At 67.0% G+C, this 16,456-nt stretch carries 13 protein-coding genes; all 13 read right to left on the bottom strand.

Features of this window, described 5'->3' with window-relative positions:
• Positions 1-18 precede the first annotated feature (18 nt).
• Positions 19-2,697 carry a primosomal protein N' family DNA-binding protein gene (locus ACW2Q0_RS06620; protein ID WP_457187736.1) on the bottom strand — a complete coding sequence of 893 codons (2,679 nt, stop codon included), beginning with the start codon at positions 2,695-2,697 and terminating at the stop codon, positions 19-21.
• A gap of 94 nt (positions 2,698-2,791) precedes the next feature.
• Positions 2,792-4,006 (bottom strand): methionine adenosyltransferase, encoded by a 1,215-nt coding sequence (gene metK, locus ACW2Q0_RS06615; protein ID WP_457187215.1) that lies wholly within the window; start codon positions 4,004-4,006, stop codon positions 2,792-2,794.
• Between the two features lie 284 nt (positions 4,007-4,290).
• Entirely contained in the window at positions 4,291-5,514 is a 1,224-nt protein-coding gene (gene coaBC, locus ACW2Q0_RS06610; RefSeq protein WP_457187213.1) for a bifunctional phosphopantothenoylcysteine decarboxylase/phosphopantothenate--cysteine ligase CoaBC, read from the bottom strand.
• 25 nt (positions 5,515-5,539) lie between these two features.
• The gene (gene rpoZ / locus ACW2Q0_RS06605; RefSeq protein WP_040692158.1) at positions 5,540-5,821 is read right to left on the bottom strand and encodes a DNA-directed RNA polymerase subunit omega; all 282 of its coding nucleotides are present in this window, start codon (positions 5,819-5,821) and stop codon (positions 5,540-5,542) included.
• A 58-nt stretch (positions 5,822-5,879) separates the two neighbouring features.
• Positions 5,880-6,464, bottom strand: a complete 585-nt coding sequence (gene gmk, locus ACW2Q0_RS06600; RefSeq protein WP_457187211.1) for a guanylate kinase — start codon at positions 6,462-6,464, stop codon at positions 5,880-5,882.
• Positions 6,465-6,472: 8 nt separating this feature from the next.
• The gene (gene mihF, locus ACW2Q0_RS06595) at positions 6,473-6,790 is read right to left on the bottom strand and encodes an integration host factor, actinobacterial type (RefSeq protein WP_062993489.1); all 318 of its coding nucleotides are present in this window, start codon (positions 6,788-6,790) and stop codon (positions 6,473-6,475) included.
• A 663-nt stretch (positions 6,791-7,453) separates the two neighbouring features.
• Positions 7,454-8,278, bottom strand: a complete 825-nt coding sequence (gene pyrF / locus ACW2Q0_RS06590) for an orotidine-5'-phosphate decarboxylase (RefSeq protein WP_457187209.1) — start codon at positions 8,276-8,278, stop codon at positions 7,454-7,456.
• Between the two features lie 16 nt (positions 8,279-8,294).
• Positions 8,295-11,603: a carbamoyl-phosphate synthase large subunit gene (gene carB, locus ACW2Q0_RS06585; protein WP_457187207.1), complete on the bottom strand. Its 3,309-nt coding sequence runs from the start codon at positions 11,601-11,603 to the stop codon at positions 8,295-8,297.
• Complete coding sequence (gene carA, locus ACW2Q0_RS06580; protein WP_457187734.1) at positions 11,603-12,742, bottom strand: glutamine-hydrolyzing carbamoyl-phosphate synthase small subunit; 1,140 nt, start codon at positions 12,740-12,742, stop codon at positions 11,603-11,605. Before carA ends, carB begins: the two co-directional genes overlap by 1 nt.
• Positions 12,743-12,765: 23 nt before the next feature.
• Positions 12,766-13,260 carry a PH-like domain-containing protein gene (locus ACW2Q0_RS06575; RefSeq protein ID WP_457187205.1) on the bottom strand — a complete coding sequence of 165 codons (495 nt, stop codon included), beginning with the start codon at positions 13,258-13,260 and terminating at the stop codon, positions 12,766-12,768.
• Positions 13,261-14,556: a dihydroorotase gene (locus tag ACW2Q0_RS06570; protein ID WP_457187202.1), complete on the bottom strand. Its 1,296-nt coding sequence runs from the start codon at positions 14,554-14,556 to the stop codon at positions 13,261-13,263. It abuts the gene before it with no gap.
• Positions 14,553-15,509: an aspartate carbamoyltransferase catalytic subunit gene (locus tag ACW2Q0_RS06565; protein WP_457187200.1), complete on the bottom strand. Its 957-nt coding sequence runs from the start codon at positions 15,507-15,509 to the stop codon at positions 14,553-14,555. The genes ACW2Q0_RS06570 and ACW2Q0_RS06565 overlap by 4 nt, the downstream gene beginning before the upstream one ends.
• A 37-nt stretch (positions 15,510-15,546) precedes the next feature.
• Positions 15,547-16,182 carry a bifunctional pyr operon transcriptional regulator/uracil phosphoribosyltransferase PyrR gene (gene pyrR / locus ACW2Q0_RS06560; RefSeq protein ID WP_457187198.1) on the bottom strand — a complete coding sequence of 212 codons (636 nt, stop codon included), beginning with the start codon at positions 16,180-16,182 and terminating at the stop codon, positions 15,547-15,549.
• Positions 16,183-16,456: the final 274 nt, after the last annotated feature.

Raw genomic sequence — 16,456 nt, 5'->3', positions numbered from 1 at the left:
TTCGAGCCGTGGGCAGCGTCAGCCGATATCGACCGGATCGATTTGGACGCGGAGAGGGGCGTCGCAGCGACGGGTGCTGCGAACGGCCTGTGCGGCGGTGAGGGCGCGGGCGAGGGCAGCGCCGGAGGTACGGTCCACACGCAGGAGTATGCGCTCGACTTCGGCGGGGATATCGGCGCTGTCGAAAGGTTTGCGAGCGCCGGGCGGGAGCGGTACCGGACCGAGGAGGTCGACAGTGTCGGGTAGCTTTGCGGCGGAGAGCAATTCGGCGATCGAATCGGACGTACCGTCGATGGCGGCTATGCGCACGGCGGGTGGGAAGCCGACCTCGGCGCGCCCGGCCACCTCGGCACGGGCGTGGCCGACCGGATCCCAGCGCAGCAGCGCCTGGACGGTGGGTAGCGACGGTTCGGCCATGACGATGACCTGACCGTGATTGCGTACCAGGGTAGCGGCCGACATCCAGCGGCGCAGGGTGTCCTCGGCGGCGCGCAGGTCCGCGCGGCTCAGTAGCGCCCACCCGTCGAGCAGCAGAGCGACACCGTAGCCGCCGGGCAGCACCGGCTCCGCGCCGACGGTCGCGACGACCACCTGCGGACCCGGTTCCACGGTGTCGAGCATGGCGCCGCCGCTGGATCCGCGAATCGGCACACCGGGAAAGGCACGGCCGAGTTCCTCCGCGGTCCGGACCGCACCGATCACCACTGCCCGAAGCGCTCGGGAAGCGCAAGCCGGACATCGGAATGCGGCCTCGGTGATTCCGCACCACCGGCACGCGGGACTGTGCGCGGTCTCGCCGCGATGTCCGGCTCGCCCGTTCGGCAGGGCAAGTGGACCGTTGCAGTGCCGACATCGTGCGGGCGTGCGACATTTCGCGCAGGCCAGCGCCGGAATGTAGCCGCGCCGCGGCACCTGCACCAGCACCGCCGCACCTTCCACGAGCGCGGATCGCGCAGCGGCGTACCCCACGGCCGGTATGCGGACCGCCCGCGCGACCGGATCGCGCTCCATCGCGATATCGGAGTCGCCCGGTGCGCTGATGCGCGGTGAAAATTTGCGCACCACAGCACGGTCGGCGACCAGATCGTGCGCCCACCCCGAATCGACCACCGCCTGGATCTCCGCCGTCCGCGCGAATCCAGCCGCCACGAATGCCGCACCGGTCTCATGTGCCCGCAGCATCGCCACCTCGCGCGCGTGCGGATACGGCGCCCGTGGCTCAGCATAGGTGTCGTCCCCGTCATCCCATATCGCGACCAACCCGAGATCGACCGCAGGCGCGAACACCGCACTGCGCGTCCCGACAATGACCCGCGCGGTTCCCCGCAATGCCGCCAACCATCGCCGATACCGCGCGGCCGGTCCCAGCCCGGCCGCCAACCCGACCGCCGAATCCCCCACCAGCCGAACACATTCCGCCAGCACCCGATCGAGATCCCGCTGATCCGGCACCATCACAATCGCACTGCGCCCCCGCGCGACGACCACCGCTGCCAACTCCGCCAATCGCCGCGCCCAATCCTCCCCCGGCACCGCCTGCCACCCCGCCCGCACCCCTTTGCCCTGCCTCAGCGCCGACACGAACGCCGTCCCATGGACGTAGCGCTCCCACGCCCGCGGCTCTACCCCGTCCGGCACGTCGGTGCGGCCCGAATCAGACAGTGCCGCAGTGATATTCGCCGATCCTGTCGCACCGATGGCGCGCGACCCCTCCGGCGCGGGGTGCCCCGCTCCGGCGGCGGCAGCGACGGAATCAGTGCCAGCCTGCCCTGCCGAGATCACGGCACCAGAATCCGCGACTGATTCGATCGAATCCGACCGCGCCTGCGCCGCAGCACCAGCGGACGCCACACTGGGAGCCGACCGCGGCACCGAACCAGTACTGGACCCAACATGTGCGACGTCGACCGCCTCGCCCCGCGCCGTCCGCGCATCGGCGCAACGATCGAGCTCTGCGACCGCATCAACGGATGCACCGAGTTCGACAGACTTGGCCGCTGTGGCCGCATCAGCCATCGTCAGCAGGTCGCTGGAATCCCCCACGGCCGCCACGGCATTCAGAGCTTCGACCGGCCGGACGGCCTCAGCATGCGACGCGGCCGAGTCACTCACCGGCATGGGGTCCATCGACGTCGAACCTCGCGACGGCGATGCGGCTACCTCCGGTTCCACTGCGGAATTGTCGGCGAGTGGGCTATCGAGCGGCGCGCGCCAAGTTCCGGATGCGCGAATCGGCCCGCGCGAAGGAGTCGGCGCCTGCGTCGATCGACTGATGGACCTGCCCGAGCCGCCATCAGTCGAGTCGGCCGAATACTGTTGCGGCTCTTCGGGTTCGGCCGTCTTCTTCGAGCCGCCGTTCTCGGTACGCGCATGTCGGGGCGGGATGGCCAGACGCAGGACGTCCGCGCGGGTACCCGCGTAGCGGGCGGCCACTGCGGTGGCCAGTTTCAGGATTTCCGGGGTCAGGACGCGTTCGGCGGACACGACGCGCTCGAGCTCGACCAATTTGCCGGTATGGTCGCTGTGGGACAGCCGTGCCAGCAGATACCCGTCGACGAGTCGACCGGCGAAGCGGACGCGGACTCGGACGCCGGGTTGGGCGATCTCGTCCAACTCAGGGGGGACCAGATAATCGAAGTCGCGATCCAGGTGGGCAGGCGACAGCAGCGGGAGCACCCGAGCGATCGGGTGTCCCACTGCTGTCGAATCATGCGTCGCCGAGCCCGCCGCACCTGTGGAAGCCACGGCGGTGAGGTCCGCTGTGTTTTGCTGCACGCGGGCCCCGATTCACCTACAGGCCGACGGCCGCGCGCAGTTTGTCCGACCGGTCGGTGTGTTCCCAGGGCAGGTCGACGTCGGTGCGGCCGAAGTGGCCGTACGCGGCGGTCGGCGCGTAGATCGGGCGCAGGAGGTCGAGATCGCGGATGATCGCGCCGGGGCGCAGATCGAAGACCTCGGTAATGGCAGTGGCGATGCGCGCCGGGTCGACCTTCTCGGTCCCGAAGGTTTCGACGAACAGACCGACCGGTGCGGCCTTGCCGATGGCGTAGGCGACCTGGACCTCAACCCGGTCGGACAGCCCGGCCGCGACCACGTTCTTGGCGACCCAGCGCATGGCGTACGCGGCCGAGCGGTCCACCTTCGACGGATCCTTACCGGAGAAGGCGCCACCACCGTGCCGCGCCATACCACCGTAGGTGTCGACGATGATCTTGCGTCCGGTCAGGCCCGCATCGCCCATCGGACCACCGAGGACGAACTTGCCGGTGGGGTTCACCAGCAGGCGAATATCGGAGACATCCAGCGGCGCGGGCAGATCGAGATCGGCCAGCACCACATCGACGACCTTCTCGCGGATATCGGGTGCCAGCAAGTTGTCCAGGTCGATATCGGCGGCGTGCTGGGTGGAGATCACGACCGTATCCAGGCGGACCGGACGGTCGCCGTCGTATTCGATGGTGACCTGGGTCTTACCGTCGGGACGCAGGTACGGCAGCACACCGGACTTGCGCACCTCGGTCAGCCGACGCGAGAGCCGGTGCGCGAGCGCGATCGGCAGCGGCATCAGCTCGGGGGTGTCGGTGTTGGCGTAGCCAAACATCAGGCCCTGGTCGCCGGCACCCTGCCGCTCGATCGCGTCATCCGATCCGGCGGTGCGCGCCTCGTGCGAGGTATCGACACCCTGTGCGATATCCGGCGACTGCGCGCCGATCGCAATATTCACACCGCAGGAATTTCCGTCGAAACCTTTTGCGGACGAGTCGTATCCGATTTCCAGAACCTTTTCGCGGACGATCTTCGGAATATCCGCATAGGCCGATGTGGTGACCTCACCCGCGACGTGGACCTGGCCGGTGGTGACGAGTGTTTCCACCGCGACCCGGCTGCGCGGATCGGCCGCGAGCAGGGCGTCGAGGATGGAATCGCTGATGGCGTCACAGATCTTGTCCGGATGACCTTCGGTCACGGACTCACTGGTGAAAAGGCGGCTGCCGGACGTGGGCACAGTTCTCCCTCTCCCTCAACGGGTTACTCATATCGGATTGCGGCGGCGACGCGATGCGGCCACCGCGCAATCCCTCATTCAGACTATTCCAAACCACCGACACGACGGGGTCGACGACAGGCAACTGTCTCAGACTATTGAAATCCGTCGATATATCGGGCCGGGGCTCCAGCCTCCAAGACATCGACCAGTCCGGGTTGCGGTCGACAACAGCCTAACCATCAGGCGACGGCGTAGCCACCGGACACCCTCGATGCCGAGTAAACCAAGCGCGGCAACGGGTGTCAGCGCAGCAATGGACCGAGCGCGTCCAACACCCGGCTCGCGAGCAATGCCTTCGATCCGTGGTCGAGCGCCTGTTCGGTGCCGTCGGCACCGAGTAGCCAGCCGTCGTTGGTGTCGACCTCGAAGGCCTTGCCCTCGCCGACCGCGTTGACGACCAGCAGATCACAGCCCTTACGCGCCAGCTTGGACCGCGCGTGTGTGAGCACATCGCCGTGTTCGTCACCGGTTTCGGCGGCGAAGCCGACAATCGCGGTGCCGGTCAGCTGACCGTCGCGCCGTGCCTGGACCAGTCCGGCGAGAATATCGTCGGTCTTGGTCAGCGGGATCACATCGGGCTCGTGTGCGCCCTTCTTGATCTTGGCCGCGGCCACGGTGGCCGGCCGGAAGTCGGCGACGGCAGCGGCCATGATCACCGCGTCCGAGCCGACCGCATGCTTCTCGACGGCGGTCTTGAGCTGTTCGGCGGTGGTGATGTGGACGAGGTCGACGGCGGCGGGTGCGGCCATCTCGATCGTATTGCCCGCGATCAACGTAACGTTCGCGCCGCGTTGCGCGGCGACCCTAGCCAATGCGTAGCCCTGCTTGCCGGAGCTGCGATTGCCGAGGAAACGCACGGGATCCAGCGGTTCCCTGGTACCGCCCGCGGTGATCACCACGCGGCGACCCACCAGGTCACGCGGGATGGCGTCGGCGCGTTCCAGCAGCAGCGTCGCCAGCCCGAAGATCTCCTCGGGCTCGGGCAACCGACCGGGACCCGTATCGGTACCGGTCAACCGGCCCGACGCGGGTTCCATGACGATCGCACCATGCGAGCGCAGCGTCGCGACATTGGCGACGGTGGCCGGATGCTCCCACATCTCGGTGTGCATCGCGGGCGCGAACAACACCGGACATCGGGCCGTCAGCAAGGTGGCGGTGAGCAGATCATCGCCGCGACCCTGTGCGGCACGCGCCATCAGATCGGCGGTCGCCGGGGCGATGACGACAAGGTCCGCCTCCTGGCCCAACCGCACATGCGGCACGTCGGGCACATCGGTGAACACATCGGTGTGCGCCGGACTCCCGGACAGTGCCTCGAAGGTTGCCTTGCCGACGAACTGCAGCGCCGACTCGGTGGGGATCACCCGTACCTGGTGCCCGGTCTCGGTGAACCGGCGCACGATCGAACAGGCCTTATAGGCGGCGATCCCTCCGCCGACGCCGACGACGATCCGTGTGGTCACTACGCCTCCGGCCTAGATGTGGTTGTTACTCGCCTTCGGAGTGCTCGAGCAGGTCGGAGTGGATCTCACGCATCGCGACCGACAGCGGCTTCTCCTGCAGACCGGGCTCGACCAGCGGGCCGACGTATTCGAGAATGCCGTCGCCCAGCTGGTTGTAGTAGTCGTTGATCTGACGGGCCCGCTTGGCCGCGTAGATCACCAGCGCGTACTTGGACGAGGTACGCTCGAGCAACTCATCGATCGGCGGGTTGGTGAGGCCGACCGGAGTGTCGTATGCGGGCGCGGGCTTGATGTCCGTACTGCTCACTGAGAGGGCTCCTGCGGGGATCGGTTCTTCGGGCTGGGTAGTTTTCCGAGAGTGCGGGTCACGAACTCGAATTTGTGCTAACGAACAACGATACCAACTGCTCACAGGCGCTGGTCACTTCGTCGTTCACTATGACGATGTCGAACTCGTCACAGGCCGCCAATTCGGTCCTGGCGGTCTCCAACCTGCGGGCGATCACCTCGGGCGATTCGGTACCCCGCGCGTTCAGCCGGGAAACCAGTTCCTCCCAGCTGGGCGGGGCGAGGAATACCAGCAGCGCCTCCGGCATGGCCTTGCGCACCGACCGCGCGCCTTCGAGGTCCACCTCGACGAGCACCGGCAAGCCGATGGCGAGTGCGTCACGCACCGGTGCGGCCGGAGTGCCCGAGCGCTGCAGCCCCCCGTGGATATCAGCCCACTCGAGGAGTTCATCCGCCGCGATCATGGCGTCGAACTCCTCCCTGGACACGAACCGGTAATCACGGCCGTCGACCTCCCCGGGCCGAGGGGCCCGGGTTGTCGCCGACACGCTGAAGACCAGTTGGGGCAGTCGCTCGCGGACGCAACGGACCACGGTCGACTTACCCACGGCCGAGGGGCCGACCAGTACTACCAGCCGACCCTTCCGCGTGTGTTCGACCACCTCGGTGGTCAGGCGAAGTCGAATCGGGCGAGCAGCGCCTTGCGCTGCCGATCACCCAGTCCGCGCAGCCGCCGGGTGGGGGCGATCTCCAGCTCGCTCATGATCTCCGCCGCCTTCACCTTGCCCACCTTGGGCAGGGCCTCCAGCAGCGCCGACACCTTCATCTTGCCGAGGATCTCGTCGGTTTCGGCGTCAGTGAGGACCTGCTTGAGGTCGGTGCCGCCACGCTTCAGGCGCTCCTTGAGCTCCGCCCGAGCACGGCGAGCGGCAGCCGCCTTCTCCAAAGCAGCGGCGCGCTGCTCGTCAGTCAGCTGGGGAAGGGCCACGGTTCCTCCGTCTCATCGTTCATTGCATCAACTCCTGCCGGTAACCCAGCAGTCTCAGCGACCGTACCCACGACGTTGTTCGATTGCGAACCCACCCCCCAGGTCAGCGCATGATTCGCCGATATCGTAAGGGTATGCCCGGCCGGATGCGCGCAGTGCGTCGATCGCTGCGGTGATCCTACCGCCGAAATCTGAAAATACCCCGCGAGCTGGGCTTTTTCAGGTGACAAACAGGTTAGCGGCAAGGTTGCGGCGACAACCCGCATCGGATCAGCAACCGGTCATGTGTCCGACCTGGAATTTTCTGGGGTTTTTCCGCGTGTCGCGTTGTTCTTGCGCGTGTCGGAGGCGAGAAACAACCGATTTCGGGCCATTCGTACTCTGCTGGACCGACACCGAACCCCGTGAATCGCCACGAAATCCCGCCATTCCCCGCCACTGTGGCGCGGCGAATACGAACGGCACCCTGTGCCGGCCCAGTTGGCTCCGTGATCGATCAGGACGCTGCCCCTGCCACCGACATGCCGGATAGCGGGAAAATCGGCGCAGCGGGCCGCACGGCTGTTCGATATGACATGTCATACCCGCTCAACGTGCCCTCCCCACCCCGAAACGTGAAATGGACCGACGCCGTAGCGTCGGTCCACCGCAATCGTCACCGCTTCAGCGCCGCAGGAAGGCGAACTCCTGCTGCAGCGCGCTCACCTTGCCACACAGTGCCGAGACGGACGGACCGGTACCGAGCACCTCGCGCGACGCGGTCGGCACCACAGCGTGCAACAGCTGCTCCGGCACCAGCTCACGCACGTTTTCCGGACCGCCACCCTGGGCGCCGATACCCGGCATCAGGATCGGGCCGTTGAGCCCCGCGAGATCCGGCGCTTCGGTGAGGGTCGCACCGAGCACGATGCCGACCGAGCCGAATTCCTGGTCCGCGTTGCACCGAGCCGCCGCATCGACCATGGTCTGGGCGATCGTGCGACCGTCCTCCGCCAGTGCCCGCTGCACTTGTGCGCCCTCGGGATTCGAGGTGGCGGCGAGCACGAAGACACCCCGGCCGTTCGCCTGCGCGAGTGTCAGAGCCGGTGCGAGCGAACCGAATCCGAGATACGGCGAGACCGTCACCGCATCCGAGCCGAGCGGGCCGTCACCCAGCCAGGCGCGGGCGTAGGCGTCCATGGTCGAGCCGATATCGCCGCGTTTGGCGTCGGCGAGCACCAGGGTGCCCGAGGCACGCAGCGCCTCGATGGCGCGCTCCAGCACCGCGATGCCGCCGGAGCCGTGGGCCTCGAAAAGGGCGACCTGTGGTTTGATCAGCGCTACCCGGCCGCCGAAGGCCTCGATGCAGATCTCGGCGAATGCCTCCACACCGTCGACATCGTCGGTGAGGCCCCACGATGCGAGCAGACCGGGATGCGGATCGATGCCGACGCACAGTGGCCCGAAATGCCGCATGGCGTGCCGCAATCGGACACCGAACGTTTTCATCGCCCCGCCTCCTCCGTCAGCCACGCAGCACCGAATGCAATTCCTGCAACGAACGCACCCCGATACCGCCGTTGATGCTCGCCTCGATGCCCTGTACCGCCGCGGCCGCACCCTGCACCGTGGTGATGCACGGGATGTTCACACCCACCGCCGCCGTGCGGATCTCGTAGCCGTCCACGCGCGGCCCGGAGTTGCCGTACGGGGTGTTGAACACCATGTCGACCTCACCGTCGCGGATCTGCTCCACGATGGTCGGCTGGTCGGCGGGTCCGTCCTCGGAATGCTTGCGCACCTGTTCGCACGGAATTCCGTTGCGGCGCAGCATTTCCGCGGTGCCCTCGGTGGCCAGGATGCGGAAGCCGAGATCGTTGAGGCGCTTGACCGGGAACACCATGGCACGCTTGTCCCGGTTGGCGATCGAGACGAAGACCGTGCCCTCGGTCGGCAGCGAACCGTAGGCCGCGGCCTGGCTCTTGGCGAAGGCGGTGCCGAAATCGGCGTCGATGCCCATGACCTCACCGGTGGACTTCATCTCCGGTGAGAGCAGCGAATCCACACCGCTGCCGTCGGCCTTACGGAAACGGTGGAATGGCAGCACCGCCTCCTTCACCGCGACCGGTGCGTCGAGCGGTACGTGACCGCCGTCGCCCTCGGCGGGCAGCATGCCTTCCTTGCGCAGTTCGGCGATGGTGGCGCCCATGGTGATCCGCGCGGCCGCCTTGGCCAGCGGTACCGCGGTGGCCTTGGAGACGAACGGAACCGTCCGGCTCGCCCGTGGATTCGCCTCGAGTACGTAGAGCACATCGTCTTTGAGCGCGTACTGCACATTGAGCAGGCCCTTGACGCCGATGCCCTTGGCCAGCGCGATAGTGGAGTGGCGCACCGCCTCGATATCGCTGCGGCCCAGGGTGATCGGCGGCAGTGCGCAGGCGGAGTCACCGGAGTGGATGCCCGCCTCTTCGATGTGCTCCATCACACCGCCGAGGTAGACCTCGTCGCCGTCGCACAGCGCGTCCACGTCGATCTCGATGGCGTCTTCCAGGAAGCGGTCGACCAGCACCGGATGTTCCGGGCTCAGTTCAGTGGCCCGGGAGATGTAGCCCTCCAGCGAGGTCTCGTCGTAGACGATTTCCATACCGCGGCCGCCGAGCACGTAGGACGGGCGCACCAGCACCGGGTAACCGATGCCCGCGGCGATCTTCTTGGCCTGCGCGAAGGTGGTCGCGGTACCGTACTTCGGCGCGGGTAGACCCGCCGCCACCAGCACGTCACCGAATTCGCCGCGGTCCTCGGCCAGGTCGATAGCGGCGGCACTGGTGCCGACCACCGGCACACCGGCATCGGTGAGGCGCTGTGCCAGCCCCAGCGGAGTCTGTCCGCCGAGCTGCACGATCACACCGGCGACGGTGCCCGACACGGTTTCGGCATAGTAGACCTCGAGCACATCCTCGAAGGTCAGCGGCTCGAAGTAGAGCCGGTCGGCGGTGTCGTAGTCGGTGGAGACGGTCTCCGGGTTGCAGTTGACCATGACCGTCTCGTATCCGGCCTGCGAAAGCGTCTGCGCCGCATGGACACACGAGTAGTCGAACTCGATGCCCTGGCCGATCCGGTTCGGCCCGGAGCCCAGAATGATCACCTTGTCGCGCTCGCGCTGCGGCGAGACCTCCGACTCTGCTGCGGGATCGAGCTCGTAGGTCGAGTAGTGGTACGGGGTTTTGGCCTCGAACTCCGCGGCACAGGTGTCGACGGTCTTGAAGACCGGGCGGATACCGAGCCGGTGCCGCAGCGCGCGCACACCGGTCTCACCCGCCAATTCCGGTCGCAGCGCGGCGATCTGGCGATCGGACAGGCCGTAGTGCTTGGCGCGGCGCAGCAGCGGCTCGTCGAGTACGGGTGCGTCGATGACCTCGCGGCGCAGCTCGACCAGTCCGGCCACCTCGGCGACGAACCAGGGGTCGATGCCGGAGGCGGTGGCGACGTCCTCCATGCTCGCGCCCAGGCGCAGCGCACGCTCGACCTGGTAGATGCGCCCCTCGGTCGGGGTACGCAGATCCTCCAGGATGGCCTCGGTGTCGGTCCAGGTGCCGTCGTCCTGAGTCCAGAAGCCCGCCGCCTTGGTCTCCAGCGAGCGCAGCACCTTGCCGAGCGCCTCGGCGAAGTTGCGGCCCAGCGACATGGCCTCGCCGACCGACTTCATGGTGGTGGTCAGCGTGGCGTCGGCGCCGGGGAACTTCTCGAAGGCGAATCGCGGCGCCTTGACGACGACATAGTCCAGGGTCGGCTCGAAACACGCCGGGGTTTCCTTGGTGATGTCGTTGACGATCTCGTCCAGGGTGTAGCCGATCGCCAATTTGGCGGCGATCTTGGCGATCGGGAAACCCGTTGCCTTGGAGGCCAATGCGGACGAGCGCGAGACACGCGGGTTCATCTCGATGACGATCAGGCGGCCGTCGCGCGGGTTCACCGCGAACTGGATATTGCAGCCGCCGGTGTCGACACCGACCTCACGCAGGATGTCGATGCCCAGGTCACGCAACCGCTGGTATTCGCGGTCGGTGAGGGTCATGGCGGGTGCGACCGTGACCGAATCACCGGTGTGCACACCCATCGGGTCCACATTCTCGATCGAGCAGACCACCACGACGTTGTCGCGGCCGTCGCGCATCAGCTCGAGTTCGTATTCCTTCCACCCCAGGATGGATTCCTCGATGAGCACATTCGCGGTGGGCGAGGCGGCCAGACCGCCGCCCGCGATGCGATCGAGGTCCTCTTCGTTGTAGGCCATGCCCGAGCCCAGGCCGCCCATGGTGAACGACGGCCGCACGACCACCGGAAAGCCCAGTTCCGCAACGGTTTCGCGGACCTCGTCCATAGTGTGGCAGACTTTGGAGCGCGCGCTCTCGCCGCCGACCTTGGCGACGATGTCCTTGAACTTCTGCCGGTCCTCACCGCGCTGGATGGCCTCGAAATCGGCGCCGATCAGCTCGACATTGTATTTCTGCAGCACACCGCGCTCGTGCAGAGCGACGGCGGTATTCAGCGCGGTCTGCCCGCCGAGGGTAGCGAGGATGGCGTCGGGGCGCTCCTTCTCGATGACCTTCTCGACGAATTCCGGGGTAATCGGTTCCACATAGGTGGAATCGGCGAATTCTGGATCGGTCATGATGGTCGCCGGGTTGGAGTTCACCAGCGATACCCGCAGGCCCTCGGCGCGCAGCACCCGGCACGCCTGGGTGCCGGAGTAGTCGAATTCGCAGGCCTGGCCGATGACGATCGGACCGGAGCCGATCACCAGGATGTGCTTCAGATCCTCGCGGCGAGGCATCAGGCTCCTTCCATGAGACCGGCGAAACGGTCGAAGAGATAGGCGGCGTCATGGGGGCCGGCGGCGGCTTCCGGGTGGTACTGCACCGAGAATGCGCGGCCGTCGACCAGGCGCACGCCCTCGACGGTGCCGTCATTGGCGCAGATGTGGCTGACCTCGGCCTTGCCGAACGGGGTGTCGAACTGTTCGCCCTGTTCGCCCTCCAGGGCGAAGCCGTGGTTCTGCGCGGTGATCGAGATCCGGCCGGTCTCGTGTTCGACGACCGGGATATTGATGCCGCGGTGGCCGAACTTCATCTTGTAGGTCTTACGGCCGAAGGCGCGGCCGAGGATCTGGTTGCCGAAGCAGATGCCGAACAGCGGCAGCCCCTTCTCGAGCACCCCCTGGGTGATCGCGACCGCGCCGTCCTGGGTGGCCGGGTCGCCTGGACCGTTGGACAGGAAGACACCGTCCGGCTTCAGCTCCAGGATCTGGTCCAGTGCGACGGTCGAAGGCACCACGTGCACCCGCATGCCGCGCTGGGCGAACATGCGCGGGGTGTTGGTCTTGATGCCGAGGTCGACCGCGACGACGGTGAAGCGCGGGTCGCCGTTCGGTTCGATCGTGTACACCGCGTCGGTGCTGACCTCTTCGGCCAGATCCGCGCCGAGCATCGAGGGCTGGCCATTGACCCGGGCGAGCAGTTCGTCGGCGTCGGCCAACGCCGTACCGGAGAAGATGCCCGCCTTCATCGATCCGCGGATGCGCAGGTGGCGTACCAGCGCGCGGGTGTCGATACCGGCGATACCGACGATCTGCTGGTGGTCCAACTGGTCCTGCAGCGTGCCGGTCGAGCGCCAGTTCGACGCGACGCGCGAGGCGTCGCGGACCGCGTAACCGGCGACCCAGATCTTGCCGGATTCGTCGTCCTCGTCGTTCCAGCCGGTATTGCCGATCTGCGGAGCTGTGGCCACCACGATCTGGCGGTGGTAACTGGGGTCGGTGAGGGTCTCCTGGTACCCGGTCATCGCGGTGCAGAACACCGCCTCACCGAGGGTTTCGCCAAGGGCGCCGAAGGCAGTGCCGCGGAAAACCCGGCCGTCCTCCAGCACCAACGCTGCCTGTTCCGGCCGACCCGTCACGCGACCGCCACCCCTCATCGAATCGCTACGCGATCCTGCTTTCATTCGTCGTCTCCCGTCATCGTCCTGGCCCACGCCGGGTACACCGTCTTGTCGTCACCTCGGAAACCGGTATCTATCTCGGTTCCGGTCGGCAGCTTCCAGCGAATTACCAGCACACCATCTTCCGTCATCACCTTGCCCGCATGTCCACGTTCGGTCCGCACGGCCGTAATGGATTCCTGCGGAATCCAGATCACCGCCGCACCGTCGCGCTCGAGCAGAATCCCCCGTTCGAACCGCGTGAGTTCCGCCGTCGCCCGGAACCCCAAGTCGCCCACCGCGATTCGGTCCTGCCAGCTGGGCGCGATCGTGCTGCCGAGATACATTCCGGTCGTCGGCTCGAGTACCTGAGCGCCGAGATCACCCGGCACATGCGGTAGTTCACCGATCCGTGCCGCCTGCCGCGCGGCACGATTGTGCCAACCTCGGTACATCAACCAGATGCACAGCGCGAACAAGGCGAGCAGTCCGACCACCCATAGCGTTCTTTCCACTTACGAACCTCCCACCGCCTTGCCCTCGCGGGCGGTTACCCGGCCTCGGAGCAACGTCGTTGTCACCCGAGCCGAAAACGTCATGTCCTCGAACGGCGTGTTATTCGAAATGCTGGCCAGTTCGGTGGCCCGCACCGTCCAGGTCGCATCCGGATCGACCAGCGTCAGGTTGGCCGGTTCGCCGACCTCGACCGGGCGGCCGTGGCCGTCGAGTCCGACGATTTCGGCCGGACGCTCGCTCATCACGCGGGCGACGCCGCGCCAGTCCAGCAGGCCGGGTTCGACCATGGTCTGCACGATGATCGACAGCGCGGTCTCCAGCCCGAGCATGCCGGGGCGGGCAGCGGCGAATTCGCAGCACTTGTCCTGTTCGGCGTGCGGGGCGTGGTCGGTGGCGACGCAGTCGAGGATGCCCTCGGCGAGTGCCTGCCGCAGCGCGATGGTGTCGGAAACCTCGCGCAGCGGGGGGTTCACCTTGTTGACCGCGTCGTAGGTCTCCAGCCGCGAGTCATCGAGCAGCAGATGGTGCGGGGTGACCTCGGCGGTGATCGAAATCCCCTGCGCCTTGGCCCATTTCACCAACTCGACGGTGCCGGCCGTGGACGCGTGACAGATGTGCACCCGGGCGTCCGCATCACGGGCCAGCAGTGCGTCGCGCGCGACGATCGACTCCTCGGCCACACGCGGCCAACCGGCCAGGCCGAGCCGAGCGGCGGTCGGACCTTCGTGCGCGACAGCGCCTTTGGTGAGCCGCGGCTCCTCGGCGTGCTGGGCGATCAAGACGCCGAGGGAGTTGGAGTACTCCAGTGCGCGGCGCATGAGCAGCGGGTCGTAGACGCAGTGGCCGTCATCGGAGAACATGCGCACCGCGCCGACACCGGCGGCCATAGTTCCCATTTCGGCGAGTTGCTTACCTGCCAGACCGACCGTGACCGCACCCACCGGGTATACATCGACCAGGCCGACCTCCTGGCCGCGCCGCCAAACATGATCGGTGACGACCACCGAGTCGGCGACCGGGCTGGTATTGGCCATGGCGAAGACGGCGGTATAGCCACCGAGTGCTGCTGCGGCGGAACCGGTCTCGATGGTTTCGGTGTCCTCGCGACCGGGTTCGCGCAGATGGGTGTGCAGGTCGACGAAACCGGGCAGCAGGATCTGCCCCTGCGCGTCGATGACCTCGGCATCGATAACGCCCAGATCCGTTCCGATGGCTGCGATTACCCCGTCGCGCACGAGTACGTCGATCGGCTCGCCCTCGCCGTACGGCCGAACCCCCTTCAGCAACAGGCTCATGCCACTGCCTCCTGGGTACCGACCAGCAGCCGGAACAGCACGGCCATCCGCATATGCACTCCGTTCGTCACCTGTTGCAGGATCGCCGCCTGCGAGGAATCCGCCACGGGGGAGGCGATTTCCATGCCGCGCAGCATCGGACCCGGATGCAGGACAACGGCGTTCTCGTCCAGCAGGGCGAGCCTGCGTTCGGAAAGTCCGTAGTTGATCGAATATTCGCGGGCCGACGGGAAGAAACCGCCGTTCATCCGCTCCTGCTGTACCCGCAGCATGAGCACCGCATCCGCACCGGGCAATTCGGCGTCGAGCGACGGCGAGATCCGGGTCGGCCACAGGTCCGCACCGACCGGGAGCAGCGTGCGTGGCGCGACCAGCACCACCTCGGCGCCGAGGGTGTTGAGCAGGAAGACATTCGAGCGCGCGACCCGGCTGTGCAGGATATCGCCGACGATGACGATCCGCTTGCCCTCGATATCGCCGAGGCGCTGACGCAGCGTCAGTGCGTCCAGCAGTGCCTGTGTGGGGTGCTGGTGGGTGCCGTCACCGGCATTGATGATGGCCGGCCCCGGACGTCGCTCGGCGACCGCCCAGGTATCCATCCAGCGCGCGATCTGATGCGCCGCGCCGGAGGCCGGATGCCGGACGATGAGCGCGTCCGCGCCTGCCGCGTGCAGCGTCAGCGCGGTATCGCGCAGTGATTCGCCCTTGGCGACCGAGGAACTGCTCGCGCTGACATTGATCACATCGGCACTCATCCATTTGCCCGCGACCTCGAACGATACCCGGGTGCGGGTGGAGTTCTCGTAGAACACCGTCATCACGGTGCGGCCACGCAGCGTCGGCAGCTTCTTCACCTCGCGGCCGAGCAGCGCCTGCTCGAAACGTTCGGCCTCGTCGAGCAATTCGGTGGCAGTGGCACGATCGAGGTCGGTCACCGTCAGCAGATGTCTCACGACTCGACCTCACTGACACTCGCTGCGGCGAGCCCGTTCACTGCGCTTCCTCCTGGTGCAAGTAGACGCCGTCACGGCCGTCGTGTTCGGTGAGCAATACGGAGATGTCCTCGCTGCGGGAGGTCGGCACGTTCTTGCCGACGAAATCCGCGCGAATCGGGAGTTCGCGATGGCCGCGGTCGATGAGCACCGCGAGCTGGACGGCACGAGGTCGGCCCAGATCGCGCAGACCGTCGAGGGCGGAGCGCACGGTGCGCCCGGAGAACAGTACGTCGTCGACCAGGACCACGAGTGCGTCCTCGATACCGCCCTCGGGCACCGAGGTGCGTTCGAGTGGGCGGTGCGGGCGGCTGCGTAGATCGTCGCGGTAGAGGGTGATGTCGAGCGAGCCGAGGGCCGGGCGGACGCCGGAGAATTCCTCGATCTTGTCGGTGAGCCGTGCGGCCAGGGTGGTGCCACGGGTGGGAATGCCGATCAGCACCACGCGCGGTGCATCTGGCTCGCCCGCATCCAGGGCGGTTTTCTCGATGATCTGGTGCGCGATGCGCGCAATGGTTCGGCCGACGTCGGAAGAAGACAGCAATTCGCGTCCCGCGCTCACCCACTCCGAGGTGTGTCGCTGCGACGTTTCGGCAGCGCCGGACTTGGCGGCCCGTTCCTCGGGCACGGCCATGCCGACCTCCTTCCCCGCCTCACCGGACGGTCCGTTAAAGGATGTCTTTACGGCATGCAGCCTAGCAGCGCGGTTTGCACCGCTTTAACCAGGCACATCCCGCTGTGAGCGGGGCCACGCGCGGTTCGGACACTCCGGGCATTTCGGGACGTTCGCGCCCTACAGTTCGCGCACCGCGATGACGACTCCGAGTCCGGATCGGTCACCACCGCGAGCCGGGCCAGGGTGGCGACCACATCGTCCCAGCGCCGGAATTCGATGCGCCAGAGGTGTT

It is taken from the genome of Nocardia citri (assembly GCF_054065835.1).
The sequence above is the reverse complement of the archived record's forward strand: the minus strand, read 5'-3'. Positions and strand labels throughout refer to the sequence as shown.

What these genes read in the sequence shown, in the direction of transcription:
- pyrF (WP_457187209.1), bottom strand. Translation starts at nt 8,278, where the DNA reads ATGAAAACGTTCGGTGTCCGATTGCGGCACGCCATGCGGCATTTCGGG.
- carB (WP_457187207.1), bottom strand. Translation starts at nt 11,603, where the DNA reads ATGCCTCGCCGCGAGGATCTGAAGCACATCCTGGTGATCGGCTCCGGT.
- carA (WP_457187734.1), bottom strand. Translation starts at nt 12,742, where the DNA reads ATGAGGGGTGGCGGTCGCGTGACGGGTCGGCCGGAACAGGCAGCGTTG.
- ACW2Q0_RS06570 (WP_457187202.1), bottom strand. Translation starts at nt 14,556, where the DNA reads ATGAGCCTGTTGCTGAAGGGGGTTCGGCCGTACGGCGAGGGCGAGCCG.
- pyrR (WP_457187198.1), bottom strand. Translation starts at nt 16,182, where the DNA reads ATGGCCGTGCCCGAGGAACGGGCCGCCAAGTCCGGCGCTGCCGAAACG.